Source organism: Neorhizobium sp. LjRoot104, assembly GCF_964253725.1.
Lineage (GTDB): Bacteria > Pseudomonadota > Alphaproteobacteria > Rhizobiales > Rhizobiaceae > Neorhizobium.
The window spans coordinates 713,111-739,487 of sequence record NZ_CAXURS020000001.1 but is presented as its reverse complement, the minus strand read 5'-3'; the positions used below and the strand labels follow the sequence as shown (position 1 = coordinate 739,487).

The 26,377-nt window shown below is 64.7% G+C and carries 27 protein-coding genes; 1 reads left to right on the top strand and 26 read right to left on the bottom strand.

Annotation, left to right across the window (positions count from 1 at the left end; all coding sequences use genetic code 11):
• Positions 1 to 20: 20 nt before the first annotated feature.
• The 21 genes from ACSQ8R_RS03735 to ACSQ8R_RS03635 all read right to left on the bottom strand — a co-directional run bounded on the left by ACSQ8R_RS03735 (position 21) and on the right by ACSQ8R_RS03635 (position 22,931).
• Positions 21 to 2,969: a bifunctional [glutamine synthetase] adenylyltransferase/[glutamine synthetase]-adenylyl-L-tyrosine phosphorylase gene (locus ACSQ8R_RS03735; RefSeq protein ID WP_436252154.1), complete on the bottom strand. Its 2,949-nt coding sequence runs from the start codon at positions 2,967 to 2,969 to the stop codon at positions 21 to 23.
• A gap of 197 nt (positions 2,970 to 3,166) precedes the next feature.
• Positions 3,167 to 4,558, bottom strand: coding sequence for a sensor histidine kinase (locus tag ACSQ8R_RS03730; protein ID WP_436255368.1), 1,392 nt, complete (start codon positions 4,556 to 4,558; stop codon positions 3,167 to 3,169).
• 27 nt (positions 4,559 to 4,585) lie between these two features.
• Entirely contained in the window at positions 4,586 to 5,263 is a 678-nt protein-coding gene (locus ACSQ8R_RS03725) for a response regulator transcription factor (RefSeq protein WP_037081175.1), read from the bottom strand.
• Positions 5,264 to 5,421: 158 nt separating this feature from the next.
• Entirely contained in the window at positions 5,422 to 7,002 is a 1,581-nt protein-coding gene (locus tag ACSQ8R_RS03720) for a Do family serine endopeptidase (RefSeq protein WP_436252153.1), read from the bottom strand.
• A gap of 146 nt (positions 7,003 to 7,148) precedes the next feature.
• Positions 7,149 to 7,577, bottom strand: a complete 429-nt coding sequence (locus ACSQ8R_RS03715) for a cytochrome c-type biogenesis protein (protein WP_436252151.1) — start codon at positions 7,575 to 7,577, stop codon at positions 7,149 to 7,151.
• Positions 7,578 to 7,753: 176 nt separating this feature from the next.
• Positions 7,754 to 9,742: a heme lyase CcmF/NrfE family subunit gene (locus tag ACSQ8R_RS03710; RefSeq protein WP_436252149.1), complete on the bottom strand. Its 1,989-nt coding sequence runs from the start codon at positions 9,740 to 9,742 to the stop codon at positions 7,754 to 7,756.
• On the bottom strand, positions 9,739 to 10,224 hold the full coding sequence (ccmE, locus tag ACSQ8R_RS03705) for a cytochrome c maturation protein CcmE (RefSeq protein WP_436252147.1): 486 nt from the start codon (positions 10,222 to 10,224) through the stop codon (positions 9,739 to 9,741). Before ccmE ends, ACSQ8R_RS03710 begins: the two co-directional genes overlap by 4 nt.
• Positions 10,221 to 11,357 (bottom strand): c-type cytochrome biogenesis protein CcmI, encoded by a 1,137-nt coding sequence (gene ccmI / locus ACSQ8R_RS03700; RefSeq protein ID WP_436255367.1) that lies wholly within the window; start codon positions 11,355 to 11,357, stop codon positions 10,221 to 10,223. The genes ccmE and ccmI overlap by 4 nt, the downstream gene beginning before the upstream one ends.
• Before the next feature lie 160 nt (positions 11,358 to 11,517).
• On the bottom strand, positions 11,518 to 11,952 hold the full coding sequence (locus ACSQ8R_RS03695) for a hypothetical protein (RefSeq protein ID WP_436252146.1): 435 nt from the start codon (positions 11,950 to 11,952) through the stop codon (positions 11,518 to 11,520).
• A gap of 267 nt (positions 11,953 to 12,219) precedes the next feature.
• Positions 12,220 to 13,644: an ATP-binding protein gene (locus tag ACSQ8R_RS03690; RefSeq protein WP_436252145.1), complete on the bottom strand. Its 1,425-nt coding sequence runs from the start codon at positions 13,642 to 13,644 to the stop codon at positions 12,220 to 12,222.
• On the bottom strand, positions 13,634 to 14,305 hold the full coding sequence (locus ACSQ8R_RS03685; RefSeq protein WP_046628321.1) for a response regulator transcription factor: 672 nt from the start codon (positions 14,303 to 14,305) through the stop codon (positions 13,634 to 13,636). Before ACSQ8R_RS03685 ends, ACSQ8R_RS03690 begins: the two co-directional genes overlap by 11 nt.
• 50 nt (positions 14,306 to 14,355) lie before the next feature.
• Entirely contained in the window at positions 14,356 to 14,622 is a 267-nt protein-coding gene (locus tag ACSQ8R_RS03680) for a hypothetical protein (protein WP_436252144.1), read from the bottom strand.
• 117 nt (positions 14,623 to 14,739) lie between these two features.
• On the bottom strand, positions 14,740 to 14,952 hold the full coding sequence (locus ACSQ8R_RS03675; RefSeq protein WP_210011164.1) for a hypothetical protein: 213 nt from the start codon (positions 14,950 to 14,952) through the stop codon (positions 14,740 to 14,742).
• A 21-nt stretch (positions 14,953 to 14,973) separates the two neighbouring features.
• The gene (locus tag ACSQ8R_RS03670) at positions 14,974 to 18,765 is read right to left on the bottom strand and encodes a baseplate multidomain protein megatron (RefSeq protein ID WP_436252143.1); all 3,792 of its coding nucleotides are present in this window, start codon (positions 18,763 to 18,765) and stop codon (positions 14,974 to 14,976) included.
• 359 nt (positions 18,766 to 19,124) lie between these two features.
• Positions 19,125 to 19,607 (bottom strand): NlpC/P60 family protein, encoded by a 483-nt coding sequence (locus ACSQ8R_RS03665; RefSeq protein WP_436252142.1) that lies wholly within the window; start codon positions 19,605 to 19,607, stop codon positions 19,125 to 19,127.
• Entirely contained in the window at positions 19,604 to 20,479 is an 876-nt protein-coding gene (locus tag ACSQ8R_RS03660; RefSeq protein WP_436252141.1) for a DUF2163 domain-containing protein, read from the bottom strand. Before ACSQ8R_RS03660 ends, ACSQ8R_RS03665 begins: the two co-directional genes overlap by 4 nt.
• A complete protein-coding gene (locus tag ACSQ8R_RS03655; protein WP_436252140.1) occupies positions 20,476 to 21,114 on the bottom strand; it encodes a phage distal tail protein, Rcc01695 family in 639 nt (212 codons plus the stop codon). The genes ACSQ8R_RS03660 and ACSQ8R_RS03655 overlap by 4 nt, the downstream gene beginning before the upstream one ends.
• Positions 21,115 to 21,135: 21 nt before the next feature.
• Positions 21,136 to 21,669, bottom strand: coding sequence for a phage tail tape measure protein (locus ACSQ8R_RS03650; protein WP_436252139.1), 534 nt, complete (start codon positions 21,667 to 21,669; stop codon positions 21,136 to 21,138).
• A 253-nt stretch (positions 21,670 to 21,922) separates the two neighbouring features.
• A complete protein-coding gene (locus tag ACSQ8R_RS03645; RefSeq protein WP_436252138.1) occupies positions 21,923 to 22,153 on the bottom strand; it encodes a rcc01693 family protein in 231 nt (76 codons plus the stop codon).
• Between the two features lie 23 nt (positions 22,154 to 22,176).
• The gene (locus ACSQ8R_RS03640; RefSeq protein WP_436252137.1) at positions 22,177 to 22,524 is read right to left on the bottom strand and encodes a gene transfer agent family protein; all 348 of its coding nucleotides are present in this window, start codon (positions 22,522 to 22,524) and stop codon (positions 22,177 to 22,179) included.
• Entirely contained in the window at positions 22,524 to 22,931 is a 408-nt protein-coding gene (locus tag ACSQ8R_RS03635; protein ID WP_436252136.1) for a phage major tail protein, TP901-1 family, read from the bottom strand. Before ACSQ8R_RS03635 ends, ACSQ8R_RS03640 begins: the two co-directional genes overlap by 1 nt.
• A gap of 102 nt (positions 22,932 to 23,033) precedes the next feature.
• On the opposite strand from ACSQ8R_RS03635, the gene ACSQ8R_RS03630 reads away from it, so the two are divergent.
• Positions 23,034 to 24,260 (top strand): MFS transporter, encoded by a 1,227-nt coding sequence (locus tag ACSQ8R_RS03630; RefSeq protein WP_436252135.1) that lies wholly within the window; start codon positions 23,034 to 23,036, stop codon positions 24,258 to 24,260.
• Here ACSQ8R_RS03630 and ACSQ8R_RS03625 read toward each other — a convergent pair.
• From ACSQ8R_RS03625 to ACSQ8R_RS03605, 5 genes are read right to left on the bottom strand one after another with little or no spacing between them, the layout of a single operon-like run.
• The gene (locus ACSQ8R_RS03625) at positions 24,244 to 24,681 is read right to left on the bottom strand and encodes a hypothetical protein (protein WP_436252134.1); all 438 of its coding nucleotides are present in this window, start codon (positions 24,679 to 24,681) and stop codon (positions 24,244 to 24,246) included. The two genes, ACSQ8R_RS03630 and ACSQ8R_RS03625, sit on opposite strands and share 17 nt — an antisense overlap.
• A complete protein-coding gene (locus ACSQ8R_RS03620) occupies positions 24,678 to 24,932 on the bottom strand; it encodes a hypothetical protein (protein WP_436252133.1) in 255 nt (84 codons plus the stop codon). The genes ACSQ8R_RS03625 and ACSQ8R_RS03620 overlap by 4 nt, the downstream gene beginning before the upstream one ends.
• Positions 24,933 to 24,986: 54 nt before the next feature.
• A complete protein-coding gene (locus ACSQ8R_RS03615) occupies positions 24,987 to 25,388 on the bottom strand; it encodes a DUF3168 domain-containing protein (RefSeq protein ID WP_436252132.1) in 402 nt (133 codons plus the stop codon).
• Positions 25,385 to 25,717, bottom strand: a complete 333-nt coding sequence (locus ACSQ8R_RS03610) for a phage head closure protein (protein WP_436252131.1) — start codon at positions 25,715 to 25,717, stop codon at positions 25,385 to 25,387. Before ACSQ8R_RS03610 ends, ACSQ8R_RS03615 begins: the two co-directional genes overlap by 4 nt.
• Positions 25,717 to 26,286, bottom strand: coding sequence for a head-tail connector protein (locus ACSQ8R_RS03605; protein ID WP_436252130.1), 570 nt, complete (start codon positions 26,284 to 26,286; stop codon positions 25,717 to 25,719). Before ACSQ8R_RS03605 ends, ACSQ8R_RS03610 begins: the two co-directional genes overlap by 1 nt.
• Positions 26,287 to 26,377: the final 91 nt, after the last annotated feature.

The following is a 26,377-nucleotide window of genomic DNA, read 5'->3' as shown; positions in this document are numbered from 1 at the left end:
GATGAGGGGTGCCGCCGCCCTCATGTCCGGACAAGCGAATGGAAAATCCCCCGCACCGCCTTCGAGAGCCGCTTCACCTCGCCTTCCAGCGTCCTGATATCCGGGCAGTCCCCCGCCCTGCAGACGCGCTCGACAAGCCCGGCAGGCGCATCAGCCGGATCGAACGGCCCATCGACGCAGAGCCGGACGATCTGCGAAAGCTCGGTGAACAGCCGTAGCGCTTCGATGCAGGTATCGAGGTCGCCCGGCTTCATCAGCTTCCCGCCGAGCGCCGTCAGCGCCTCTTGCGTGCTGAAACCATAGGTATCGAGCATCACGCCCCTGGCTGGCGCGATCAGCCGCAGATACTGGGCGATGAACTCGATATCGATCAGGCCGCCGGGGACCAGCTTGAAATCCCAGATATCGCGCGGCGGCTTTTCCTTGTCGATCAGCTCGCGCATCTCGGCGACATCCCTGGCGATCTTCGCAATATCAGGCTTGGTCGACAGCACTTCGCTGACAAGGCTCCTCGCCTCGACGGCGAGGCTCTCCTCGCCGCAGATCAGCCGGGCGCGGGTAAGAGCCATGTGTTCCCAGGTCCAGGCCTCCTGGCGCTGGTATTTGCCGAATGCGTTGATGCGGGTGGCGACCGGCCCCTTGTTGCCCGAGGGCCGGAGGCGCAGGTCGACCTCGAAGATAATCCCCTCGGCCATCGGCGCCGAAAGCGCTGCGACCAGCCGCTGCGTCAGGCGGGTGAAATAGCGCGTGGAATCCAGCGGCTTGTCGCCCCCGCTTTCCATCGCCTCGCTATCGTAGTCGTAGAGAAGGATGAGATCGACGTCGGAACCGGCGGTCAGCTCGAAACTGCCGAGCTTGCCCATGCCCATGACGGCGACGCGTCCGCCCGGATAAAGGCCATGGGCACTGCGGATTTCCGTGACGACCGCCTTCAGCGCGGCATCGATCAGGAGGTCGGCGAGATGGGTGAAGGCGCGGGCCGCCTGGGCACCCGAGATCGCCCCGGTCAGCAGCCGGATACCGATCAGGAACCGCTGTTCGGCGGCAAAGATGCGCAACCGGTCGAGTTTTTCCTCGTAGTGCCGGGCACCGGTCAGGAAGTTGGTCAGGCGATAGGAGAGATAGTCGCGGGTTGGCAGTTCGGCCATCAGGCCGGGATCGAGCATGCCGTCGAATACATGCGGCTTGGAGGCGATGATATCGGCAAGCCGCGGTGCAGACGACATGATCGTGACGATCAGCGCCAGCAGCGGCGGGTTGTTGCCGATCAGCGAGAAAAGCTGGATGCCGGCCGGTAGGCCCTTCAGGAAGCTGTCGAAGCGCAGCAGCGCCTCGTCGGCGCGCTTGCTCTCGCCGAACGCCTGCAGCAGCGCCGGCATCAGCTCGGTCAGCCGCTCGCGTGCCTCGGCCGACTGGGTCGCGCGGTAGCGGCCGTAGTGCCAGGTGCGGATGACGCGGGAAATATCGGCCGGACGCTCGAAGCCGAGCGAGGCCAGCGTCTTCAGCGTGCCCGGATCGTCCTGCTGGCCGGTAAAGACGAGGTTGCCGCCACTGCTGGTCAGCTTCGCCTCCTGCTCGAAGAGCCGGGCATACCGTTTCTCGACGGTGCGCAGCACCTCTTCCAGCCTCGCGGAAAAACCGGCGACATCGGCAAAACCGAGCATGAAGGCAATGCGCTTCAGCTCGGCATCGGTTTCCGGCAGGTTATGGGTCTGCTCGTCGCGCACCATCTGGATACGGTGTTCGACATCGCGCAGGAACCAGTAGGCCTCGGTCAGCTCGGCGGCTATCTCGGGCGTGATCCATTTCGCCTCGGCGAGCGCTTTCAGCGCCACCTCCGTCTCGCGGGCCCGCAAGGGCGGCATGCGGCCGCCGGCGATCAGCTGCTGGGTCTGGGCGAAAAACTCGATCTCGCGGATGCCGCCGCGCCCGAGCTTGACGTCATGGCCCTTCACGGCAATCGCGCCATGGCCCTTGTGCACATGGATCTGCCGCTTGATCGAGTGAATGTCGGCGATCGCCGCATAGTCGAGATATTTGCGGAACACGAAGGGCGTCAGCAGCCGCATGAAGTTTTCACCGGCGGCGAGATCGCCGGCGATCGGCCGCGCCTTGATGAAGGCCGCACGCTCCCAGTTCTGCCCCCTGCCCTCGTAGTAGATCAGCGCCGCATCGAGCGAAACGGCGAGCGGCGTGGAGCCGGGATCGGGCCGCAGGCGCAGGTCGGTGCGGAATACGTAACCGTCTGCCGTGCGCTCCTGCAGGATACGGATGAGGCGGCGCATCATCCGGCCGTAGACTTCCGAGCCATCGAGGGGATCGGTCAGTATCCCCGTCTCAGGATCGAAGAACACGACGATATCGATATCGGAGGAATAGTTGAGCTCGCGGCCACCGAGCTTGCCCATGCCGAGCACGATCAGGCCCGAACCCTTGGCCGGTTCGTCGAGGTCTGCGAGCTTCAGCTTGCCACTCTCGTGGCCGGCGGCCAGAAGGTGATCGATGGTCGCTGCGACCGACGCTTCGGCAAACAGGCTCAGCCAGCGCGTCGTGTCCCTGGCGGAGAAGATGCGGGCGAGATCGGCGAGCGCGACGAGGAAACTCAAGGCCCGCTTGGCGGCACGCAGCGCCGTCATCACCTCGTTTTCGGACGGCGCCTTGCCGTCCTTTTTCTCCCAGGCCCGTCGCGCCGTCTCGACCAGCTTTTCCAGCGCCGGCTCCAGCGGCTCCGTGATCGCGGTTACCAGAAGCCCGGGCGAGATGGCCGCCGTATCGCGCAGATAAGGCGAGAGGGTGAAGGCCGCGACGATGAAATCTTTTAGCGCGCTGTCCTTGCCGAGCAGTGCCGCGACCGGAGGTTCGGACCTGCCGATATCCTTGAGGACAGCCATTGCCGCCTTGGCTTCCGTCTGGTTCATCGGGCGGATCACCCCCGCCCTGACCGTATCGAGCCGGTTTCCGGTCTCCATTCTTTCCCTCCCTCATGCCGTACGCCATTCCCTCCTCATCCCTGTGCTTGTCACAGGGATCCAGCAGCGCCGCGTCCGCGGCGCGGAGGAGTCTTTTCAGCCCAAGGACTTGGGCCGACTGGATTCCTGTGACAAGCACAGGAATGAGGGAGCGAGAGGCATCGCCCTAGTCAAACAGCAGCCTCACGAGTCGGAACTTAGGGCTTCGGCACGGGAAAGACCATGGTGACCGTCAGGCCGGGCGCTGCGGTGTTCGTCTCGTCGGTGGCGGAGAGTTCCAGCGAGCCGCCATGCAGTTCCATCACCGCCTCGACCAGCGACAGGCCGAGGCCGGTACCGGGCTTGGAGCGGCTTTCGTCGAGGCGGAAGAAACGCTTGGTCACCTCGCCGCGCTTGTTGGCCGGAATGCCGGGGCCGTTGTCGCAAACGGAAAGCCGGAGCGTACCGTCCCTCCTGGCGAGCTTCACACCGATCCTCGGGGCTTGGCTTCCCTCGGACGCATATTTGATGGCATTGTCGAGGAGATTGAAGATCGCCTGGCCGATGAGCTCCCGGTTGCCGTTGACCACGAGACCCGGTTCGAGTTCGGTGGTGAGCGACAGACCCGCCTCCTCCGCCGCCGGCTCGTAGAGTTCGGCACTGTCGGCGGAGATCGCCGACAGATCGACGTCGGACATTTCCGCCGCGATCGAACCCGCCTCGACGCGGGAGATCATCAGCAGCGCGTTGAAGGTGCGGATAAGCTGGTCGGATTCGGCGATGATGCCTTCAAGGGCTGCGCGGCGCACGTCGGCACGGTCTTCGCCCAGCGCATCGGCCGCCTTGTTGCGCAGCCTGGTCAGCGGCGTCTTCAGGTCATGGGCGATATTGTCCGAGACCTGGCGCAGGCCTTCGTTCAGCTTCTCGATGCGTCCGAGCATGGCGTTCAGCGAATCCGACAGCCGGTCGAATTCGTCGCCGGACTTGCCGACCGGCAGGCGCTGCGAAAGGTCGCCCGCCATGATCTTCTGGCTCGCCGCCGACATCCGGTCGATGCGTTTCAACGCATTGCGGCCGATGCCGAACCAGATCACCAGCGCCCCGACGCCCATGATGGCCAGTGCCACCATCAGCGCCCGGCGCACGATGCCGCGGAACCGGCTCGGATCGCCGAGATCGCGGCCGACCAGCAACCGCAGACCGTTGTCGAGGCGGATGACGTTGGCGGTCGCCAGATGCCGGCCGCGGCGATCCACTTCCGTATAGGGTTCATAGGTGAAGGGAATGTCCGTCCAGCCCTGCTCGTCGAGCACGCCGGGCTGCACCGCGGCGACGTTGCCGGCGAGCATCTCGCCGTTGGGGCCGGCCATCACATAAAGATTGGCGCCCGGCTGGCGGGCTCGCCGCTCCATCATCCGCAGGAGCAGGCTTATGCCGCCCCGTTCGTAGGCGCGCTGTATCTCCTGCACTTCCTCCTGCAGCGACTGGCGCGTCTGCTGCGCCAGCAGCCGTTCGGACATCGCCGTCACGTAGATGACCAGGAAGGCCGCACACAGGGCGAAAAGCAGGATATAGAGCGCCGACAGCCGCACGGCCGTCGAGCGGAACATCAGGCGGGCACGTGCCAGCAACTCGGCTTACCCCTCGTCCTTGATCATGTACCCGGCGCCGCGGATGGTCTTCAGCAGCGGCTTTTCGAAATCCTTCTCGATCTTCGATCTCAGCCGCGAGACATGCACGTCGATGACATTGGTCTGGGGATCGAAGTGATAGTCCCAGACGTTTTCGAGCAGCATGGTGCGGGTCACCACCTGGCCGGCATTCTTCATCAGATATTCGAGCAGGCGGAATTCGCGCGGCTGCAGCAGCACTTCCTTGCCGGCGCGCTTCACTTCGTGCGACAGCCGGTCAAGCTCCAGGTCACCGACCCGGTAGACCATGTCCTGTTCCGGCGTGCCCTTGCGGCGGCCGAGCACCTCGACGCGGGCCAGAAGCTCGGAAAAGGCGTAGGGCTTTGGCAGGTAGTCGTCGCCGCCGGCGCGCAGGCCGGTCACGCGGTCGTCCACCTGGCCGAGCGCTGAAAGGATCAGCACCGGCGCATTGATACCGCGCTTCCTGAGTTCGCTGATGACGGAGAGACCGTCGCGGCGCGGCAGCATGCGGTCGATGACCATCACGTCGTAGGAATTCTCGGTTCCCATGAACAGGCCGCTCTCGCCGTCGCTTGCATGGTCAACCACTATCCCGGCCTCGCGAAAGGCCTTGGTCATGTAGGCTGCCGCCTCCAGATCGTCTTCTATCACCAGAATCTTCATGTGCGGGACAATAGCGTCCGCGCCGGTCTTTGCACTACGGGAATCTGCCGTGCCGGCTGAATATCGGGTATCCGTTTCCATCGCTCGCTCCATGGAAAGAAGAAGGGCGCCGGCCGTTGCCGGCGGCGCCCCTGATCTTGCGACCTGCTTTTCAGAAATCAGCCTTCGTTGATCGGCAGTGCAACGAAGCGGCTGGCATTGTTTTCACCAGCCACCTGGAACAGCGCACGGGTGCGGCCGTCCTTGCGGGCCTGGTCGAGAACCTTGCCGACGTCGGCGGCGCTGGTGACCTTGCGGTTGTTGACCGAGACGATCTTTTCGCCGGTCTTCAGACCGCGGGCAGCGGCTTCACTGTCCGGATCGACATCGGTGACAGAGAGACCGGAACCGTCCTCGGCCGGAGCGACGGTGATGCCGAGGCTGGCAAGCGCCTTGTCGCTGGAAGGCGCCGGAGCGTCGGGCTCTTTCGGCGTGGCCGCCGAGGCTTCGTCGCTCTGAAGGTTGCCGAGCGTGACCGGGATCTTCTGCGCCTTGCCGTCGCGCCACAGATCGACCTCGACCTTGGTGTTCGGACCGAACGCCGCGACGCGCTTGGCGAGATCACGGGCATCCTTGATCGGCTGGCCGTTGACGGCGGTGATGACGTCGCCTTCCTTGATGCCGGCCTTCTGGCCCGGAGAACCTTCCTGCGGAGCAACGACGAGGGCGCCGGACGCTTCCTTGAGGCCAAGCGAGTCGGCGATGTCCTGGGTGACCGGCTGGATCTGGACGCCGAGCCAGCCGCGATCGACCTTGCCGTCCTTCATCAGGTCGGCGACGACGTCCTTGGCGGTGGAAGACGGGATCGCAAAGGCGATACCGACATTGCCGCCCGATGGCGAGAAGATCGCGGTGTTGATGCCGACCACTTCACCGGAGAGGTTGAAGGTCGGGCCGCCGGAATTGCCTCGGTTCACGGCCGCATCCACCTGGATGTAGTCGTCATAGGGACCGGAGCCGATGTCGCGACCGCGGGCCGAAACGATGCCGGCGGTGACCGTGCCGCCAAGGCCGAACGGGTTGCCGACGGCAACCACCCAGTCGCCGACCCGGACTTTCGAGTCGTCGGCGAAATTGACGTAGGTGAACTTGCGGCTGGTGGCGTCGACCTTGAGCACGGCGAGGTCGGTACGGCTGTCCTTGCCGACCAGCTTGGCTTCAAGTTCCGTGCCGTCATTCAAAACGACCGTGTAGGCCGAACCATCCGAAACGACGTGATTGTTGGTGACGACATAGCCGTCTTCGGAGATGAAGAACCCGGAGCCCTGTGCCGCCGGGCGCAGGCGGTGGGGACGATTGCTGTCCTGGCCGCGCGGGCCGTTGCGGTCGGCGCGATCCTGGTTGCGGTTGTTGCGCTCGCCCGGAGCACCCGGTATCTGGCCACCGAATTCACGGAAGAACCGTTTCAGCGGATGGTCATCGGGAAGCTGGTCGAAGCCGCGGCCGCCGAAGCTGAACGAGCTGCTGTCATCGGAAACCGGCTGTGCATCCGACTGGACGCGGACGGAAACGACGGCGGGGGAAACGGCCGAAACGACATCGGCAAAGCTCGGGGCCTGCGGCGCGGTGACGCTGACCGGAGCAGCAAAAGACTGCGTGATCTGAGCCGGGATGCCGCTCGAGAGCATGACCGCGGCAAGACCAGCAACCGTGGTGGTCTTCAAGACGGTCTTCAGGGAGGGACGTCCGATATTGCGCATGTTTTAAGCTACCTTCTTCTCTTCAGTCATTTTGGCTGGAGGTCAGCCAAGCGGTGGATGACGAGAGATATAGGCGCTCTGAGGTTAACTGCAGGTGGCGGACGAATGAAATATTGGTAATGTTCGCCCGTGGCGGTTTCAGGCCGCTATTTTTTCAGAAGCTCTTCGATGCGCGCCTGCTCCTCGGGCGTCAGCGCCGCAACCGCGCGTTGGCTCGGCCGGGTGCGGACGAAGACAAGGATGGCGATCGCACCGACCAGCAGCAGCAGGACCGGCGTCGCCCAGAGGATCACCGTCTTGGCGCTGAGGCGCGGTTTCAGAAGCACGAATTCGCCGTAGCGCGACACGACGTAGTCGATGACCTGCTGGTCCGTATCGCCGTCCGTCAGCCGCTCGCGCACCAGCACGCGCAGGTCGCGGGCAAGCTCCGCATTGGAATCATCGATCGACTGGTTCTGGCACACCATGCAACGCAATTGCGCCGAAAGGCCTCGGGCGCGTTGTTCCAGCGCGGGGTTGGAGAGGATCTCGTCGGGATTGACGGCGAAGGCCGGGACGGGGGCGAAGAGAGTCACGAGAAGCAGAAAAAACGAGAAAAGTCCGCTTCTGGCCTGCCGGCCATCTCCCCCACAAGGGGGGAGAAAACCCGTGGTGAGGCCTCGCATCCATCTCAACGGTGCGATCGGGCGACGAAGCCCCTCCCCCCTGTGGGGAGGGGTTGGGGAGGGGTCTTTGTCGATAGGTATTCCCATCACTCCGCCGCCTCCAGCCGCGCCTTGACGGGCTTCGCCTTGCGGCTCGGAGCACCCACCCTGAGCCGCCGATCCGACAGCGAGACAAACCCGCCGACCATCATCACCAGCGCGCCGCCCCAGATGCAGAGGATGAACGGCTTCCACCAGATGCGCACCACCATGCCGCCACCCTCCATGGCATCGCCGAGCGAAACGTAGAGCTGACTGAGGCCGAAGGTGAGGATGCCGGCCTCAGTCGTCGGCATGCGCCGCGCCGTGTAGAGCCGCTTCGACGACCAGACGTCCGCCACCTGGACCCCGCCGCGGCTGACCGAGAAATGGCCGCGCTGTTCGGTGTAGTTCGGGCCGACCGCATCGCGCAGACCGTCATAGGTCAGCGAATAACCGCCGGCATCAACGGAAGCGCCTTGCTTCATCTCGACCACCGTCTCAGTGCCGAAGGTCGTCGCGGCAAAAATGCCGAGCACAGTGACGCCGAGGCCGAAATGGGCGATCGCCGTGCCGAACACCGAACGCGGCAGGCCGGCCAGCCGCTTCAGGCCGATCGACAGCCCGACTTTCGAAAAATTGCCGCGATACCAGAGGTCGGCGAATGCGCCGATCATGCCCCAGAAGCCGAGCACCAGGCCGAAGATAGCCATGACCGGCCCGCCGTTCTGGATGTAGAAGAAGGCAAGGCCCGCAACCAATGCCAGGCCGGCGAACACATACAGTCGCTGCAGGGCGCCCAGAAGATCGCCGCGCTTCCATGCCAGCACCGGGCCGAACGGCACGGCGACCAGAAGCGGCAGCATCAAGAGGCCGAAGGTCATGTTGAAGAACGGCGCGCCAACCGAGATCTTCTCGCCGGTCAGCGTTTCGAGGATCAGCGGGTAGAGCGTGCCGGTCAGCACGGTGGCGGTCGCCACCGTGAGGATCAGGTTGTTGAGTACCAGCGCGCCCTCGCGCGAGATCGGCGCAAAAATGCCGCCGGCTTTGAGCATCGGCGCCCGCCAGGCAAACAGCACGAAGGCGCCGCCGATGAAGATGCCGAGAATGCAGAGGATGAAGATGCCGCGGGTCGGATCGGTCGCGAACGAATGCACCGAGGTCAGTACGCCTGAGCGCACCAGGAAGGTGCCGAGCAGCGACAGCGAGAAGGTCATGATCGCCAGGAGCACGGTCCAGATCTTCAACGCCTCGCGCTTTTCCATGACCAGCGCCGAATGCAGCAGCGCCGTGCCGGCCAGCCAGGGCATGAAGGAGGCGTTCTCGACCGGATCCCAGAACCACCAGCCGCCCCAGCCGAGTTCGTAATAGGCCCAGTAGGAACCCATGGCGATGCCGGCGGTGAGGAACGTCCAGGCGGCAAGCGTCCACGGCCGCACCCAGCGCGCCCAGGCGGCGTCGATGCGGCCTTCGATCAGCGCCGCGACGGCAAACGAGAAGCAGACCGAGAAGCCGACATACCCGAGATAGAGAAGCGGCGGATGCACGGCGAGGCCGAAATCCTGCAGAACCGGATTGAGGTCCTGTCCCTCGGCCGGAGCGGGATCGAGGCGCAGGAAGGGATTGGAGGTGAGCAGGATGAAGAACAGGAAGGCTGTCGAGATCCAGGCCTGCACAGCGAGCACATTGGCCCGCAGCGTATCCGGCAGGTTACGGCCGAAGATGGCGACGAGCGCGCTGAAAAAGACGAGGATCAGCAGCCAGAGCAGCATCGAGCCCTCGTGATTGCCCCAGACGCCGGAGAACTTGTAGATCAGCGGCATCAGCGAATGGGAATTCTCCCAGACGTTCGCAACCGAGAAATCGGAGACCACATAGGCCCAGGTGAGCACGCCGAAGGAGAAGGCGACGAGCGCAAACAGCACCAGCGACCCGGTGGGCGCCAGCGCCATCATGGCGACATCGCCGCGCCTTGCACCGATCACCGGCAGGACCGACAGGATCAGCGCTGTGGCGAGCGCCAGAACGAGCGCATAATGGCCGATCTCGATGATCATCTGGTTGCCGTCCCCTTGGCGCCGTTGCCCTTGCTTTCGTTGCCCTGGCCCTCGTTCCAGACGCCCTGCGCCTTCAGCCGGTCGGCGACTTCCTTGGGCATGTAGTTCTCGTCATGCTTGGCGAGCACGCTGTCGGCCACGAAACCGCGCGACGCCGCGTCGAAGGCGCCTTCGGTCACCACGCCCTGCCCCTCGCGAAACAGGTCCGGCAATATGCCCGTGTAGGTGACCGGCACGCTGCCGGTTCCGTCCGTTACCGTAAAGCTCACGGTCGAGCCCTGGCCGCGCTTCACCGAGCCCTCGGCCACCAGTCCGCCGAGCCTGATGCGAGTGCCGGGCTTGACGTCGGCCTTGGCAAGATCGGCCGGCATGAAGAAATAGGCGACCGACTGGCTGAAGGCGAACATCACCAAAAGGACGGCGACGAGGATGAAGCTCATCCCGCCCGCGATCACCGCCAGCCGTTTCTGTTTGCGCGTCATTGCGCCACTCCTTCGACGGCGAGCCCCATTTCGTTGGCAAGCGCCACCAGCTCGCCTGATGACGGGAACTGCTTGAGGCCGCTCTTCAGGGCCTCCTCGGCCTTGGGTTTGTCGCCAAGCACGGAATAGGAGCGTATCAGCCTTACCCAGCCCTCAAGATTGTTCGGGTCCTGTTTCAGACGTTCCGCAAGGCTGTCGACCATGCCGCGGATCATGGCCTGCCGATCACCCCGCGACATGTTTTCCGCCGCCGCCACGTCCGCCGGACTCGGATTGCCGGGCGCCGGCGCCGTATCCCGGCCAGGCGTAATGGTACCGCCGTTCTTGGCGATATGCTGGTTGACGAGCTGCATCCACGGCGCATCCGGGGGCGAGCCTTTGGCAATCGCCTCGAACTGCGCCCTCGCTTCAGCCGCCCTGCCTGCCTGTTCGAAGCCGAGGCCGACATAGAAACGCGAGCGGGGATTGTCCGGATCGAGCTTCATCGCCTGCTCGAATACGGAACGCGCATCCTCGGTGACGATCCCGTCGTTCGAGGCGACCAGCGTTTCGCCAAGCCCCGCGAGCCGGACCGGATTGGGGCCAAGAATGCGGATCGCGTTGCGATAGGCGAGTTCCGCGTCGCCGAGCCTCATGGAGCGAAAATAGATCGGCGCGAGCAGATCCCAGCCGGCGCCGTCTTTGGGATTTTCAGCCAGGTGCCGCTCCGCCTTGGCGACCAGCAGGGCGACATTGTTGCCGGGATTGGCAAGCCGCGCTTCGAGCGGCTGGTCCGGCAGCCCGGGATTGCCGAGCGCCAGGTAAAGACAGAGCCCGACGACGGGCGGAACCATTGTAACCACAGCGGTGGCCAGCGCATATTTTCGCGCCTTCGGGGCGGCGGTCTCCCTGCCCTCCCCGGCACCGGCCGCGGCAAGCAGCCGGCGGCCGATTTCGGCGCGGGCGTATTCGGCCTCCTCCGCATTGATCAGGCCCTGGGCCCGGTCGCGGTCCAGTTCGGCCAGCTGGTCGCGATAGACGGCGACCTCTCCGGCACGGTCGACAGACGCTGTCTTGGTGGCTCGGGCGAACGGCAGGATGAGGATTGCCGCAACGGCCGCCGTCAGAGCTGCAAGGATGATCCATAAAACCATAATGGCCCAATACTGCAACGGCCCGCGCTTTCCAACAGCGCAACCGGCGTTGACGCGAATTTGAGGCCTTTGGCCGCAAGTCCAGACCTGCATATGGGGCCGATCCGATCTGGCGGCCATGACCCATGTCAAACAGCCGCGGAAGAATCGGATGGGAGAATCAGGTGAGCGGCGTCCAGGTGCCGTTCGAATTGCGGCAGGCAGCGCCCCGCGCCGTCATGTCGCGGCCATTCATGGTGACCGTATGGCGATACTGGCGGCAGTTCTGGGTGCCCACCTGATAGGGGGCGTTGGCGACCACCTGGCCGTTCGCATCGTCACCCTTCCAGGTAATTGCCTCGCCGCCGGCGGCCCCTTCCAAAGCGCGATACTCCGCCTCGAGGGCGCGGGAACGGTCGCTTGCCGAAAGCGTTGCGCCGGTGCGGCCGACGATGCCGCCCTGCAGCGCGGAAATATAGGAAGCCGATGGTGAAGGCCGCGGTGTCAGCAGGCCGCGCGCGCCGCCGGTTCCCGCTCCCGAAGACGTGCCGCAGCCAGCCAGCAGGCCAGCAACCACAATCGATGAAACGGCATTTCGGAGGCTCAATAATCGCATCGTGTCGGAAACCGGTCGCGGCTCGTTTTCTTGGCAAATCTTATCGAGACTGGTCCCGTCCCGGCATGGCATCATTATGGCGTCATTGGGAAAACACACAAATCCGACGATCTTTCAGTCTCCCCGTATATTAGCAGACATCATCGAAATGTCTCTTCCGACAAAGATATAGCAGGCGATCCATCCGTCCATAACCAAAGGCAGGGAATAGGCCGGTGTTGCCCTTGCGCAACAGTTGCGCAGCACGGCACTACGAGATTTCCAACGTTACGGGGTTTCCTTGGCGACACCCGGAAGCAGAAGTTGTGCCCTCAGACCACCCCGCGCCCCGCGCGTCAGCTCCACCGAACCCTGGTATTCGCCGGTGATCTCGCGCACGATGGACAGTCCGAGCCCGGCGCCCGGCTTGCTTTCGTCGAGGCGCCTGCCGCGTTTCATCGCTTCGCGGATCTGATCCGGTTCCAGCCCCGGACCGTCGTCCTCGACGGCGACCTCCACCCAAGAGCGCCGTGCGGTTTCCCCTTCGCCGGATTGAGGACCGGATGTGGGCGTCGCAGTGATCCAGACGCCGGTTTTGCAGAAGCGCGCGGCATTTTCGAGCAGGTTGCCGACCGTCTCCTCGACGTCCTGCTGTTCCATGGCAAGCGCCACGCCCGGCGGGAAAACCGACAGGTGGAATTCCTTTTCCGGATTGAGCCGCCGCATCACCCTGACCAGGCGTTCCAGCGCGGGCTCGATCTCCGTCCGGGCAAGCAGCGATTCGCGCTGAGCGGCGATGCGCGCGCGGTTCAGGTAGGATTGCACCTGCGCCTGCATGCCCTCCGCCTGCGACCGCACCATGTCCGACTGCACCTTTTCGACGGCGCGCGATTCGTTGAGCAGGACCGCGATCGGCGTCTTCAGCGAATGGGCGAGATTGCCGACCTGCATGCGTGCCCGCTCGACGATGCGGCGATTGCTTTCGATCAGCGCGTTGATGTCGCTGGCAAGCGGCATGATTTCGCGGGGAAACTCGCCTTCCAGCCGCTCCGCCTCGCCGCGCCGAACCCTTTCCAGCGAGCGCCGTGCGCCGTCGAGCGGCAGCAGGCCGTAAAGGATGGCCAGACCATTGACGACGAGGCTTCCGAAACCGAAAACCGCAAGGGCGATATAGAGACTGCGGGTAAAGGCCTGGATATCCTCCTCGACGACCGCGAGATTGCCCGACACGCGGAAGCGCGCGGCACGGCCTTCGCCATCGAGAACGACCTCCGTCTCGGCAACCAGCACATTGTTCTTGTAGGCGTCGATCGCGGGGTAGAAGCGCTCGTAGCGATTGTTGAAGGGCACCGCCAGGATCGACGGAACGCTGATGTTCGAGGTGCCGAGCGAAGAGGATGAAAGCGGCGTGGCCGCAAAGGTACCGAGCGGCTCGATGATCCAGTACCACCCGGTCTCGGGCTGCGAGAAGCGCAGGTCGCCGAGCTGCGGGCTGCCGGCAAGCTTGTTGTCGTCACCGATCGTGATCGAGTTGATGACATTATAAAGCTGGGCGCGCAGGAGGTCGGTGAAGGCGCGTTCGGCCGATTGCCGGTAGAGCTGCGAGATGACGATCGAAATGACCACCAGGGCCAGCGCCGACCACAACGTGGCCAGAAGCAGCACGCGGGCAGTCAGCGAGCTTGGTCCGATCATCCGGAATTTAGGGCGCATCGTTTGGCGCTTGCATCCTGTAGCCGAGCCCGCGGACCGTCTCGATGAGGTCGACACCGAGCTTCTTGCGAAGCCGGCCCACGAAAACTTCGATCGTATTGGAATCTCGGTCGAAATCCTGGTCATACATATGCTCCACAAGCTCGGTGCGGGAAACGACCTGCCCCATGTGATGCATCAGGTAGGACAGCAGCCTGAATTCGTGCGAGGTGAGCTTCAGGGCGACGCCTTCGACGCTCGCCTTGGAAGCCTTGGTATCGAGCCGCACGGGCCCGCAGACGATTTCGGAGGACGAATGCCCCGCCGCCCGGCGGATCAGCGCCCGGACGCGGGCCAGTACTTCCTCCACATGGAAGGGCTTTGCGACATAATCGTCGGCACCGGCGTCGATGCCCGCCACCTTGTCGCTCCAGCGGTCGCGGGCGGTCAGCATCAGAACCGGCATGCCCTTGCCTCCGGCGCGCCATTTTTCGACGACGGTAATACCGTCCATGACCGGAAGGCCGATATCGAGGATCACCGCGTCATAAGGCTCGGTTTCGCCCAGATAATGGCCTTCCTCGCCATCGAAGGCCTGATCGACCACATACCCCGACTCCTTGAGGGCGTCGGAAAGCTGCCGGTTGAGATTGACGTCGTCTTCGACCACCAGAATGCGCATGCACCGCCCCTCGAATGATATGCCGGCGGCTGACCGCCACCGGACCCGCCTTACATCGGAACCCTGACGGTCACCTTGCGCGGTCTTTGATTGCCATCGCCTTGGACGAGCACCGTCACGACACAGGTCTGGCCATCGGAGGAGGGCTGAGCGGAAAGAAGCTGGCCGCCGGTTTCCCGCACCACGCGGGACGCCGCCGAGCCGCAATCGCCTGCGACGAGGACCAGATAATCACGCGCAACGACCTTCTCCGGCAAAAAGCCGGCGAAACCGGCAAGGCCGGCGGTCAGTATCGCGATGATTGGCAGTCGCGCCATGGTTACAATTTCCACTCACAAGACAAACAGGATTCATGTCCAAAGCATGTGATGGAGTATGTAGCCAAAGGCGGCTGAATGGCAAATGAATGGTCCGTAATGCTTTCCTTCATGGGCCTATTTTCCCCTGATTCCGCTCTGCGCCGCGACGCGTCCATAGATCGCAAAAAGCCCGCCGGCTGCGCCTGCCAGCGTCACCGCGAGGTCCGCGAGATCGGCCTGAACATCCGCTCCGAGCTGAATCCCCGTGACCTGCAGAAGCGAGGCGGCGACCGCGATCAACCCGCCCCAGACCGTTTTCGACTGATACCACACCTTCATGCCGTCCATGCGTCTTCTCCTTGTTTCAGCCTAGAATACTATGGTCGCCTCGGCCGGGGCGCCGAGCGGGACCGCCCGGCCCATCTGCCGGACCCGCAACGAAAGGCTCGGTTGAATCCCGCCGAAGTCGGCGATCTCATCGGTCGCCGGATAGATGAAAGCCGGCTCTGCCACCTCGACGACGCGCCTGACGACAGTTCCGTCCAGCACTTCCAGCCGGTAGCGCTCCTCCGGCTCGTCCAGCGGGATCTCTGTCCCGTCCCAACTGTCCGCCTCGATCCTGCCACGCCTCACCCAGGTCAGCCGGGCGTCGCCGGCAACCTGCCGCGCGCCGCGGATATGCACCGGCGAAAGCGGCGTCTCGGCGCGCATGCCCCCCGCAAACCTGTGCGGGCCGGAACGCCCTCCCGCCTGCCCCGGGCTTTCCGCCAGCCAGTTCATGACCAGGCCCCGCTCCTCCGCCGACAATCCGAGGGGCACAACTGCCTCGTCGAGCACGACGACGGCCGCACCCGCCGCGGCGCCCGCCTGCATCGCATCCTCGGTCCCTGCCAGTCCGCGCAGCAGGTTCGACAATGACCAGCGGTTCGGGCTGATCTCCTCGGCTGCGGCAAAGGCGACTATTTCCCAGGCACCGTCCTGCGCCTTCACCGCAATTCGATTTTCGCCATTCAGGACCGCCTGCTCGTCCGCCGACGACAATCCGCCGAAAAACAATTCGATCTCCATGGCCGGCCCCCGATCGAAGCGCCCGGCAACCCCGCCCGAAAGCGGCGCCGCCAGGATGCCCGCCCTCGCCGGCCGGTCGAGCGCCGAGCGCGTGCGATACCATTCCGCCGTTACAGAGGAAGACAGCGCCATCCGTCGCCACGGCCGGCAGAAGCCCGCGACGCGGGAGAAGCTCGCCGCCTCGCCCGGGGCAAACCGCGGCAGGTCGAGAAAGTGCAGTACAGGCGCAAATGCATCGGAGACGGCGGACCCGCCATTCCTGCGCCCCTCGTCGCCTGCATGGTTCGACGGCGCGAGCGGCGCGTGATGCCGCGCCTCGATCCGCCTTGCAACCCCTTCTTCGATCCGCTCGACGATAAAGGTTCCCTCCGGGCCGCCCGCATCCGGTAAAGCCAAGCGTAGCGCATCGCCGGGTTCGACCGCGATATCCGCCGGCGACAATGCGAAACTCAGCGACCGCCTCGCGACCCTGTGGGTCCGCAGCAACGTCTCGACCGCAGCGAGCGACGTCTCTTCCGGCAGCACCGCCGGCAGATCGTAACTCAGCGTCCGCTGACTTTCCGCCCGCGCCCGGCGCGACCGCACGCCCGCCTGTTCGTAATCCAGGCTCGGATTGTAGGAGGTCAGCACCGCCTCAGCCGCAAAATCGCTGTCATGCCCACGGTTTTCGGACCACAGCGGCTCATCCTCGATATCGGCGACAACGGTGATCTCCTTCGCCGCCAGGCTCGCCGTCAGCCGCGACCAGAAGCGCAGCCTGCCGCGGTCTTCGGCGACATCCACCTGAAAGACCTCGATCAACGGCTCCAGAAGCGCCCTCGCGGAGGTCACCTCGCCCTGCACGTAGCCGGTCAGGTCACCGCTTACCTCCGAAACATCGAACTCTTCAAAATCATGCTCGGCCAGGATCGCGGCGATCGCATCGGCAAGCGTCGTTCCGCCCAGCCGGCCATTGAGCCAATGGCCGGTACGCCAGTTGCCCCCATCGCTCCAGGCCGAAAGATCGCCCGGAAAGGCCGGAACAGGCCGCGCATCCCAGGTCCAGACAAAGACGTGGCCCGGATCGACCATGCCTCCCGGCGCCGCCTCTCCCAGCCAGTGGCCGTGATGCGCTTCCAGGAACCGCCGCTGCATGCCGTCCGATCGCCCGCCGCTCGAAAAATACGGCAGCGCGCTTTCGGCGGATTTCGGGTCGGTAAAGACATTCGGCTGACCGGCGCCCTTGTCGACCGCCGGACACCCGAGTTCGGTAAACCAGATCGGCTTCATGCCCGGCACCCAGGCCGTGGGCATCCCGGCCTCGACACCGTCCACACGATCAAAGTGCTGGTTCGACCACCAGCCCGAGAGATCCTTGTAACGGTAGACCCAGGGCTTCCCTGCCAGCCCATCGCTGATCGGCGACCGCATCCGGTTCCGCCGGTCGGTTTCGCTCGCATAATACCAGTCGAAACCCTCGCCGGCGGCGATCTGCGCCGCCATGGCCTGCTCATCGTCCGCAAGACGAAAGCCATCTGGATTTTCGGTCCAAAGATCCTCGTCGCGCCAATCGCCGAGCGGCATGTAATTGTCGATGCCGACCGCATCGATATCCGGCGAAGCCCAGAGCGGATCGAGATGGAAATGCACCTCGCCCGAACCGTCCTGCGGATGATAGCCGAAATACTCGCTCCAGTCGGCGCCGTAGGTGATCTTCGTCCCCGGCCCGACGATCGCCCGCACGTCTCCTGCCAACCCGACCAATTCCTGCACGAAGGGAAACGCCCCCGTCTCGTCGCGCAACCGCGTCAGCCCGCGCAGTTCCGAACCGATGACGAAGCCATCGACCCCGCCCGTGGCAGCCGCCAGGCCGGCATAGTGCAGCACCATGCGCCGGTAACCTTCCGCGCCGGCGCTGAAAGCCTGCACCTGCGCCCGCGCACCGGCACTCCTATCCGCCGACAGCGGGAAACAAGTGATCCGCCCGCGCCAGGGGAATGCCGCCTGCTCCGCGCCGCCATAAGGATCCGGCCGGGCGTTGCCGGGCGGGATATCCATCATCACGAACGGATAGAGATAGACCTTCAGCCCACGCGCCCTGAGGTCGGCGATCGCCTGGGCCACGCTCGCATCGCTTGGCGTGCCGCCGAATGCCGGCCCGCCGTCCCGGCTTACCAGATGCGCCTCGCGACGCAACATGCCCGCCACTGACCATTCGGCGCTCTCCTCCCACCGCTCGGGCACTTCGACCCCCGGCACGATCCGGCAAAACCCCGCTCGGAGATCCGTCCCGAACCAGGAGACCACCAGCGCCACCCGTTCGAGGTTCGGGCAGATCGCCTGCAACTCGTCGATCGATGCCTGCCAGTCGGTCCGGGATGTCAGCGTATGGCGATTGAGAATGCGCGCACTGCCCTCGCCGGTCTTCTCCGTCACCGGCACAGTCGCATAACCATGTTCGGTCGCGCCCGGAATGACCGTCACGGCGCGGATCTGTTTCTCGAGCCTGCCTACCGGCCGCAGGACTTCGAACTGCAGAAGCGGAATGCGATTGCCGAAACTGTCGAGCGGTAGCCGTTCGAATATGACATAGGCCAGTCCGCGATAGGCCGGCGCATTGCCCTCGCCCTGCTTCGCCTCGATCAACGGATCGGGCAACTGCTCTTCGTCACCACGATAGACCCGCATCTCGATCGCCGTCAGGTCGAGCTCGCGCCCATCGGCCCAGACCCGCCGCACGCCCGCGATCGTCCCCTCGCAGAGCCCGACCGCCAGGTTTGCGAAATAGCGGAACGTCTCCACCCGCGACCCGCTCGTCGCCTTGCCGCCGGAGCGCTCGCGCGTCACCTCCTCCTCGAAACGCGTCGCCCAGATCAGCGTACCGCCGATCCGCACCGTTCCATAGATACGGTTGACCGCCGTCCCCTCGTCCGCACCCGGGATGCGCGCCGTCGCAAGGCGAGGCCCGGAGATGGTCGTGCCGCCACCGCCGATCAGTGCCCGGTCGACCATGCTGCCGGCCAGCGCTCCCGCGGCCCGCCCGATGATCGCGCCGACCGGACCGAACACGCTGCCGAGCGCCGCGCCCGCCGCCTGGAAAAGGATAGTGGCCATGGAAATACCTCGCGTTCTGCAATCACGCGAGTGACCACTTTTCACCCTTCATGATTGCATGCTAAGCTTGTGGAGGTTGTGAGCAAGAGCAGCATGCGCCGCACCAGCCGGCGCGTCGATGACATAGGCCTCATCGACCTTGGCAGAGGCCCTGCTCTCAATCATGGAGGGGATGTTATGGGGCGAAGGCCTTTTAGCGTCACGCTGATGGTGAAAAAAACCCGGACGGGCTGGTCAATAGCCGTCCGGGTCATATTCGCTACCTAAGTAAAACGATGGGCGAGGCGGCAACCTCGCCCATCACTCCACCAATATATACCACATTCGACCAGATGCAACTCGCCGCTCCAAAATTGCAATCAAAGGTTGTTTTTACAGCGTAAAAGGGTGCTCGGTTGCGGGCATCGTGCCTTGACAGGAAACCGGTACACCCCCGCCATCCGCCGCCGCCACGAGGGCACTAGCGCCGAGCGTGTCACCGTGCTCTGCTCATACGCATGGATAAAATGCTGTGGCCCGGCGAGGACCCCCGCGTGCTTGGCCGCACAATCCGGCCGCCACCGGAACAGCAGGACATCACCGGCCTCCGCTTCAGCCATCGGCAGCGGCGGCCCGAAAAGTCGCATCGCCGCCTCCGCGAGCCGGTCTTCGCCGCTTCGCTCCGCCCAATCGGGCGCATAAGCCGGCACAGTCTCCGGTTCCTCGCCGTAAAGCTCGCGCCAGATGCCGCGAATCAGCCCGATGCAATCGCAGCCGACACCGTTCGTCGCGCCCTGATGCCGATAGGGCGTGCCGATCCATCCTTGCGCCAGCGCCACGATCCGTTCACCCTGCCCGCTCATTCGAAGATCGGGCCGCCGTCATGGACCCGCTCCCCATCGGCATAGGAATAGGCGAAATCGGCACCCGGAACATGCGGAAAGCCGCGGAAATTCAAGTGGTTTGCAAAACGCGCCCTGCAGGTCGCAAATGACTTGTCGCAACCGGCGGTCACCGCGAACGTGTCGCCCGGCGAGACCGGCATTTCCAGTGGCAGCCAGAAAGTCAGCTCCACCGAACCATCCGGCCGCTTCTCGTGCGCATCGACATCCACCGTCGCACCGCCCGAAAACGTCAGCACGCCCTGCCGGAAGAAACCGCTCTCGAAACCGCCGAGCCCCGAAACGACAACCCGGCTCGCATCCCTCACCGTGATCACCGCCCCCTCGCCGCGCCACGGATCCAAGTCGACGCCGCACCGGACGTCACCAAGGCTCGCGTCACAGCGCCGGTTGTAGACACGCCCCTGCGGCTGGCTCAGCCGATGCGCCGGACTGCGCAGCTCTGCCCGGAACTGCCCGCCGGCGCGGGAAACCTCGCCGATCTCCCGCACGTTCAAAAGCACGTGCTGATCCGGCGCCGCCCAGTTGACCAGAAACAATTCCACCCGAGCGCCGTCATATCTGCCCGCCGCCAGGTCCTGCTCGCGGATCGCCACACTGGAAAACCCGCCCGCCACCTCGTCCGCACCGGCCGAAAGCCCAGTCGCCGCCTCCGCCTCGCTTGCCGAAAAACCGCTCGCCGCCAGGAAGGTCGTGCCGTCGAATGTAAGGTCATGATCATGCTCGGTAAAACCCAGCACGATGCCGTCACGCCGCGTCACTCGCCATGCATGGCAGGTGGTCGTCGTCTCCCGCGCCAGATGTTCGGCCAGATCAGCCGGTACGGTTCTCATGCCAAAACCTCCGTCAGCGGAATGGTTGGAATATGCCCGGCATCGAAATGCGCGAGATTGATGTCGATCCGGTCCGTATCGAACCGCACCGGCACGTCGAATTCGTAGCCCGCCCGCACAGCGGACCCGACCGGCGGGACATGCCCGGCGGCAAAGCTGACGATCCCCGTCGCCGCATCGACGGACCAGGCCTCCGGCGCTTGGCCTACGCCGTCCACCGACACCACCACCGAGCCTGCGACCGGCTTGGCGATCCGTCTCGTCCAGCCGCCCCCGCCATCCGCGTAGGTTTTGACGAGTTGGAACGCCGCGGTCTCCCCGTCGCCCGTGCCGATCACCTGATCGGTCGCCGACGCAACCTCGCCCGGTGCGCAGGATTTCCAGTCGACCGGATCGCGGAACCGGAATCCGTAAAGCTGCCCGCCCCGCGCCTCGAAAAATTCCAGTACCACATAAAGATCGGCGAGCGATTTCACCCCCGAACCGGCATCATAGCCGCGCCTTGAATCCCGCCAGCGCTGGTTGCGCTGCTCGCGCCCATTGGAAAGGTTGACGATATCGGTGCGCCGCACCGGACCGCCGGTTGCCCCGAGCGCCAGGCGCAGCGGGAACCGGACCTCGTGAAAACCGCTCATCTTTTCCTCATAAATTTCAGGTCACAAGCCGCGCCGGCCGCGCGAAACGCTGCGCGCCAGCATGGCGGAAATCTGCCCCTCGCTTTTGCGGAAGCTCGCCGCGTCGCCCGCCGTCACGTTGAAGACGATCTGCGGGCCAGCGCCGCCGGCCGCCGCCACGCCGAGCGAGCCGTCCGGGCCGCGTCTGAGCGGCAGGATCGCTTCCGCCCCCGCCTCGCCCATCAGGCCCATGTCGCCGCCCATCGGAAAAAAGCTCGGCGCCCGCACCACGCCGCCATCTGCAAATGGCGTCACAGACCCAACCAGCCCGCCAATCGCGTTGCCCAGCATGTTTTCAAGCGGCCGCAGCCCGGCCGCAAGCGCAATGTCGGAAAGCCGGTTGCCGAGGCCGCGCAACACATCCTCCAGCCCCCGCCCGCCCGTCGTCGCTGACCTGAGCGCCCCGGTCAGGGCTGCTCCAAACCGTTGCGAACGGACTTCGAGATCCGCCATCACGTCGGTCAGCGCCTCGGCACCGGACAAGGTCCCGGCCAAACTCTTGTCGTCGTCTTCCATGGTTGCCTTCCGTTTCTTACCGTTCATCGCCGCTGCTATGAACAGGGAACATCAGAGAAACTGCCCCTCATCCGGCTGCCGCCACCTTCTCCCCGTTTTCACGGGGCGAAGGGCGTAAGTCGCACCGACCTTGCTCCAATCACAGGCAACACGCGGGGCACGTCCCCTCTCCCCGTCAAAACGGGGAGAGGGTTAGGGTGAGGGACAATTTTAAGACGCAAAGCCAACTGACAAAACCAGACAAGCGGCACACTCACCGGTCAGGAAACGCCCGCATCAACGCCTCCAGCCCGGCCTTCCCGATCCCCGCCCGCCGCGCCCTCAACCCGCCGGTCATCGCAAAGAACTCGACCGGCGTCAGCGCCCAGAAATCCCTCGGCGGAAGCCGCAGCAGGCAGAGGCCGGCGTGCATCACCGTTTCCCAGGGAAACGGTTCCGGCCTTGATTGTTCGGTCGCAGGTGCAGAGGGATAACCGACTGCCACTGCCCCGTTGCCCGCCACGGCCCTCAAGGGTTTGCCGTAGCGTCCCCGCCCGGCCCCGCAAACGTCGCCGCCAGCAGATCGCCGACAATCTCGGCGTAGCCCAGAATTCCGCCCTCGATGCTCATCGCCGCCACCTCGTCGTCGGAGAACAGGTTGCCGCCGCCGCGCAGGCCGGCGCCGATCAGCCGGATCATGTCCGCCGCCTTCAGCCGGCCGGAGGAAAACCGCTCCGCCAGGCTATTCAGGTCGCCGACGGAAAAGGCCGTCTCCAGTTCCGCCAGCGCGCCGAGCGTCAGGCAGAGAATGCGGCGCTCGCCGTCGATCACCGCCTCCACCTCGCCGCGCCTGCGGTTTGCGTGCCCGCCCGCCATCAGAGCGCTCCGAAGGTCAGGCTGCCGGCCGATTCCAGCGCCAGTTCGAAGCGGATCTCGCCATTGTGCTCCCCGGAATATTCGAGCGCGGTCACCTGGAACGGTCCGGTCAGCATTCCGAAGGCGGGGATCAGGATCTGCCAGGCAAGAATGCTGCCTGCAAAAAACGCGGCCCGGACCAACGCATCGCTTTGCTGGTCCTTGAAGATGCCAGCCCCGGTCAGCGAGGCGCGCTGCACGCCGGCGCCGCCCAGAAGCTCGCGCCAGCGTCCGGCGCTCTCGGCATCGGTAATATCGACGGTCTCCGCATTGAAGGCGAGCCGCTTCGAGCGCAGCCCCGCCACCGTCAGGAATGCGCCGTCGTTGTCGATCTTCAAGAGCAGGTCCTTGCCCTTCTGCGCCACCATGTGGAAGTCCTTTCCAGTGTTGTCGGATTGTCGCTTCCGCCCGCCGCAAAGCGGTGCTAGAGCATCGGGCGCACACCTTTTTCGCGAATGCGCCTCCACGCCATGTCCACACCCCTTCCCCTGCGCTCCGCTCAGACGATCGCCGTGCTTTCCGTCACGCAGATCATTTCCTGGGGCACGAGCTTCGACATGCTCGGCGTCATGGGGCGCGTCATCGCCCCGCAACTCGGCCTGCCAAACGAGGTGGTATTCTTCGGCCTGTCGATCATGATGCTGGTCAGTGCGCTTGCCAGTCCCATGGCGGGCCGGCTGCTCGCTCGCCACGGTGCAGCAAAAGTCATGGCGACGGCTTCCGTCATCTTGGCGGTCGGCCTCCTGCTGCTGGCGGCCGCGCACGAAATCCTGATCTACGGCCTTGCCTGGATCGTCATCGGCATAGGCGGCGCGCTCGGTCTCTCGGCGCCCGCCTATACGGCGGTCGTCGAGCGCGAAGGGCTGGGCGGCAAGCGCATCATCGCCATCCTGATGGTGTTCACGGGCCTTTCGGCCACGATCTTCTGGCCGGCCTTGGCGCTGATGAACAATCTCGTCGGCTGGCGGCTGACCTTCGTTCTGTCCGCCGGGCTGCAGCTATTCGTCTGCCTGCCGCTTTATCTGTTCGGCCTGCCGAAGCCGATGGAAAGCCGGGAACAGGCAGCGGCCGCCGAAACCGTGCCGGTCCCCTTCACCGAGCCGGAGCGCCGCAAAGCCTTTTTCCTGGTCGCCGCGACGACCACGTTGAGTTCCTTCGTCGGCTTCGGCATGTCGCCGACGTTCCTGGCGCTGCTCAATGCTGCGGGCGCGTCGCCGGCACTTGCGCTGCAGCTGGGTTCGGCACGGGGCGCGATCAGCGTTTCCGCCAGGTTCGTCGACATGCTGCTCGGCCGGCGCGGCAATGCGATCATCACCACGATCATCGGAACGGTCCTGACGCTGGCGAGCTTCCTTCTGGCAGCCGCGGTCACGTCCTCGTCGGCGGCGCTGATCGCTTTCGTCGTACTCTTCAGCTTCGGCGCCGGCGTCGTTTCCGTCGCCCGCGCGCTGCTGCCGCTGTCGCTCTTTTCGGCAAAGGAATTCGGTCTCCAATCGGCGCGCCTGTTGCTGCCGCAAAACCTTGCCAATGCCGCGGCACCCGTCATCTTCACCGCACTTCTCGACCGCGCCGGCGCCGGCGCCGTCCTTTTAACGGGCGCAACGCTCTCGGCGGTCTCGCTCATCTTCGTGCTGATGCTGGTGAGGCTGGTGCGCACGGCGGATGCGCGAAGGGAAGACCTCAGTCCCGCTTCATGATCCTGTTTTTCCGCTCCCGATCCAGTTCCACGATGCGCACGCGCATCTTCTCGAAGAAGTCCTTGGGCAGCATGCCGTAGTCCCAGCGGTTTGGATCGTCCGGGCGCGGTCTCAGGTCGTAACCGGGCCACATGAACCGGTTGAGTTCGTCCAGCCGCAGCCAGTGACGACCATCGTCGAAACCGAGGCTTTTGCAGATCGCGGCAGGTATTTCGAGCGATGCCGCCTTACTGTCCCCGGCAGGCGGGGAATGCGTCACCGGCGCCACGATCGTCTGGATGGCACCCGCCTGATTGTAGGCGGCAACAACGATCGCGCAGGGACGATCCTTGGTCGCCTCGACGGAACCGTGATCTTCCTCACTGCTCCAGAGAAACGCATAACGGATGACCAGGCCCGGTTTCGGCTCGGGGATGCTCACTTGGCGATCGTGCCGTATTCGGCGTCTGCGATGGCCGCAAGCGTCGCGTCATCCAGTTCGCCGATGGTCAGGATTTCCCGTTCCTTGCGTTTCAGCATTTCATAGTGGGCAAGCTCGCTGGCGGACAGATAACCGCCCACGACGCGCCCGTGGCTGGTGACGCTGATCACCTTGGCACTGATCGCCTCGTCTTGGTATCTTGCGAAATTGCGAGCGAATTCCGTAGCCGCAACGCGGAGGGGTTCAGCCATGGGGTGCCTCCTTCAATTTGCGTAAAATACGAAAAACACGTAATTTACGCAAGGCTATTCCGTCACCGCCCGGAACCGCATCTCCGCCAGATGGAACTTCGTCTTCGGCTCGCGACGGCTGCGCATGCCGACCTGCTGCAGGTTCACCAGCACCAAGCTGCCGTCGAGCGCCAGCGCCGCGTCGTGGAGCAGGCCATGTACCAGCCCGGCGACTTCCTGCGCCTGTCGCCGTCCCTCGGCTTCGGACCAGATTTCCAGGACCAGAAGATGTTCCTCGCCCGGCCCCCCGTCGGTCGAGAAATCGCGTGTCTCGATTTCGCCGAACACAATGGAGGGAAGTTTCGCCCGCGGCAGCAGCCGGTCGCGGATGCCGTCCGCCCCGATGATCGCGGTCAGCGCCGCATCGCCGGCGAGCGTTCGATGGATCGCCTGCAGAAGTGCATTCGCCGCCGTCATCGGGCCTCCTCCTCGCATTGGCAGACGAGATAACGCCGCGTCTCGTCCGGATCGTGCACCAGCTTCACCAGGAAGACCCGCGCCCCTTTTCGAAACCGCTGGCCGGCCGATATGCCGTCGCGGAACCGCACCCAGATGCGATGGCTGATCGTGCCGCCCTCGGCCGCAGCCTGTTCTTCGACAACGAACGAGACCGGCTCTATCCGCGCCCAGAGCGAGGCCATCACCTCCCAAGTGACGGTCGCGCCGCCCTGACCGTCCGGCTGCGCCTGCGGCACTTCGAGGTCGAGCCGGGCGGTCATCGACCCCGGATCGAAGAACAGGACCATCAGAGCCTCCGCATCCGGAAGGGGGCGATCAGCCGCTCGTAGCCGTCGGGAATGCCGGCCGGCTGCTGGTCCGGCGAAACGACGCCGCGGAACGCGAACATGTGGCCGATATGGAGCGACATCGCCCGCTTCAAGGTATCCGGCACGTCGGTTCCCGCCTCGCCGAAACCGGCGGAAAAGTCGATCTCGATGCCGTTGACGGATCTGCCCGGCTCGGGCGGATGCCTCAGCCACAGCCGGGCCGGCCGGCCTTCACCGTCGAGCAGATGATCTTCCAGTGGAACTTCAAGCTGCATTCCGTCGGCGTCGTAAACGGTAACGTTCTCAATCGCCTGCACCGGTGATCTCGAAATCCGAATCACGCCGTCCGACGGCCAGCGGTCGAGATAAAGACGCCATCCCTGAGACATCAGGCAAAGCCCCGTCTCCCTTTCCAGGTGTTCGCGGGCGGTCCTGATCAGCGAGGCCAGCAGCGCATCCTCGTCACTTCCATCGAGACGCAGATGCGCCTTCACCTCGGCAAGCGTCAGCGGCTCCGCAGCGGGCGGAGTGGTTTGGGCGTAGGTCATATTCGTCCTTGGAAAACTGGGCGGCCCCTCATCCGCCTGCCGGCACCTTCTCCCCGCAGGCGGGGAGAAGGACATATGCCGCACGGGCATC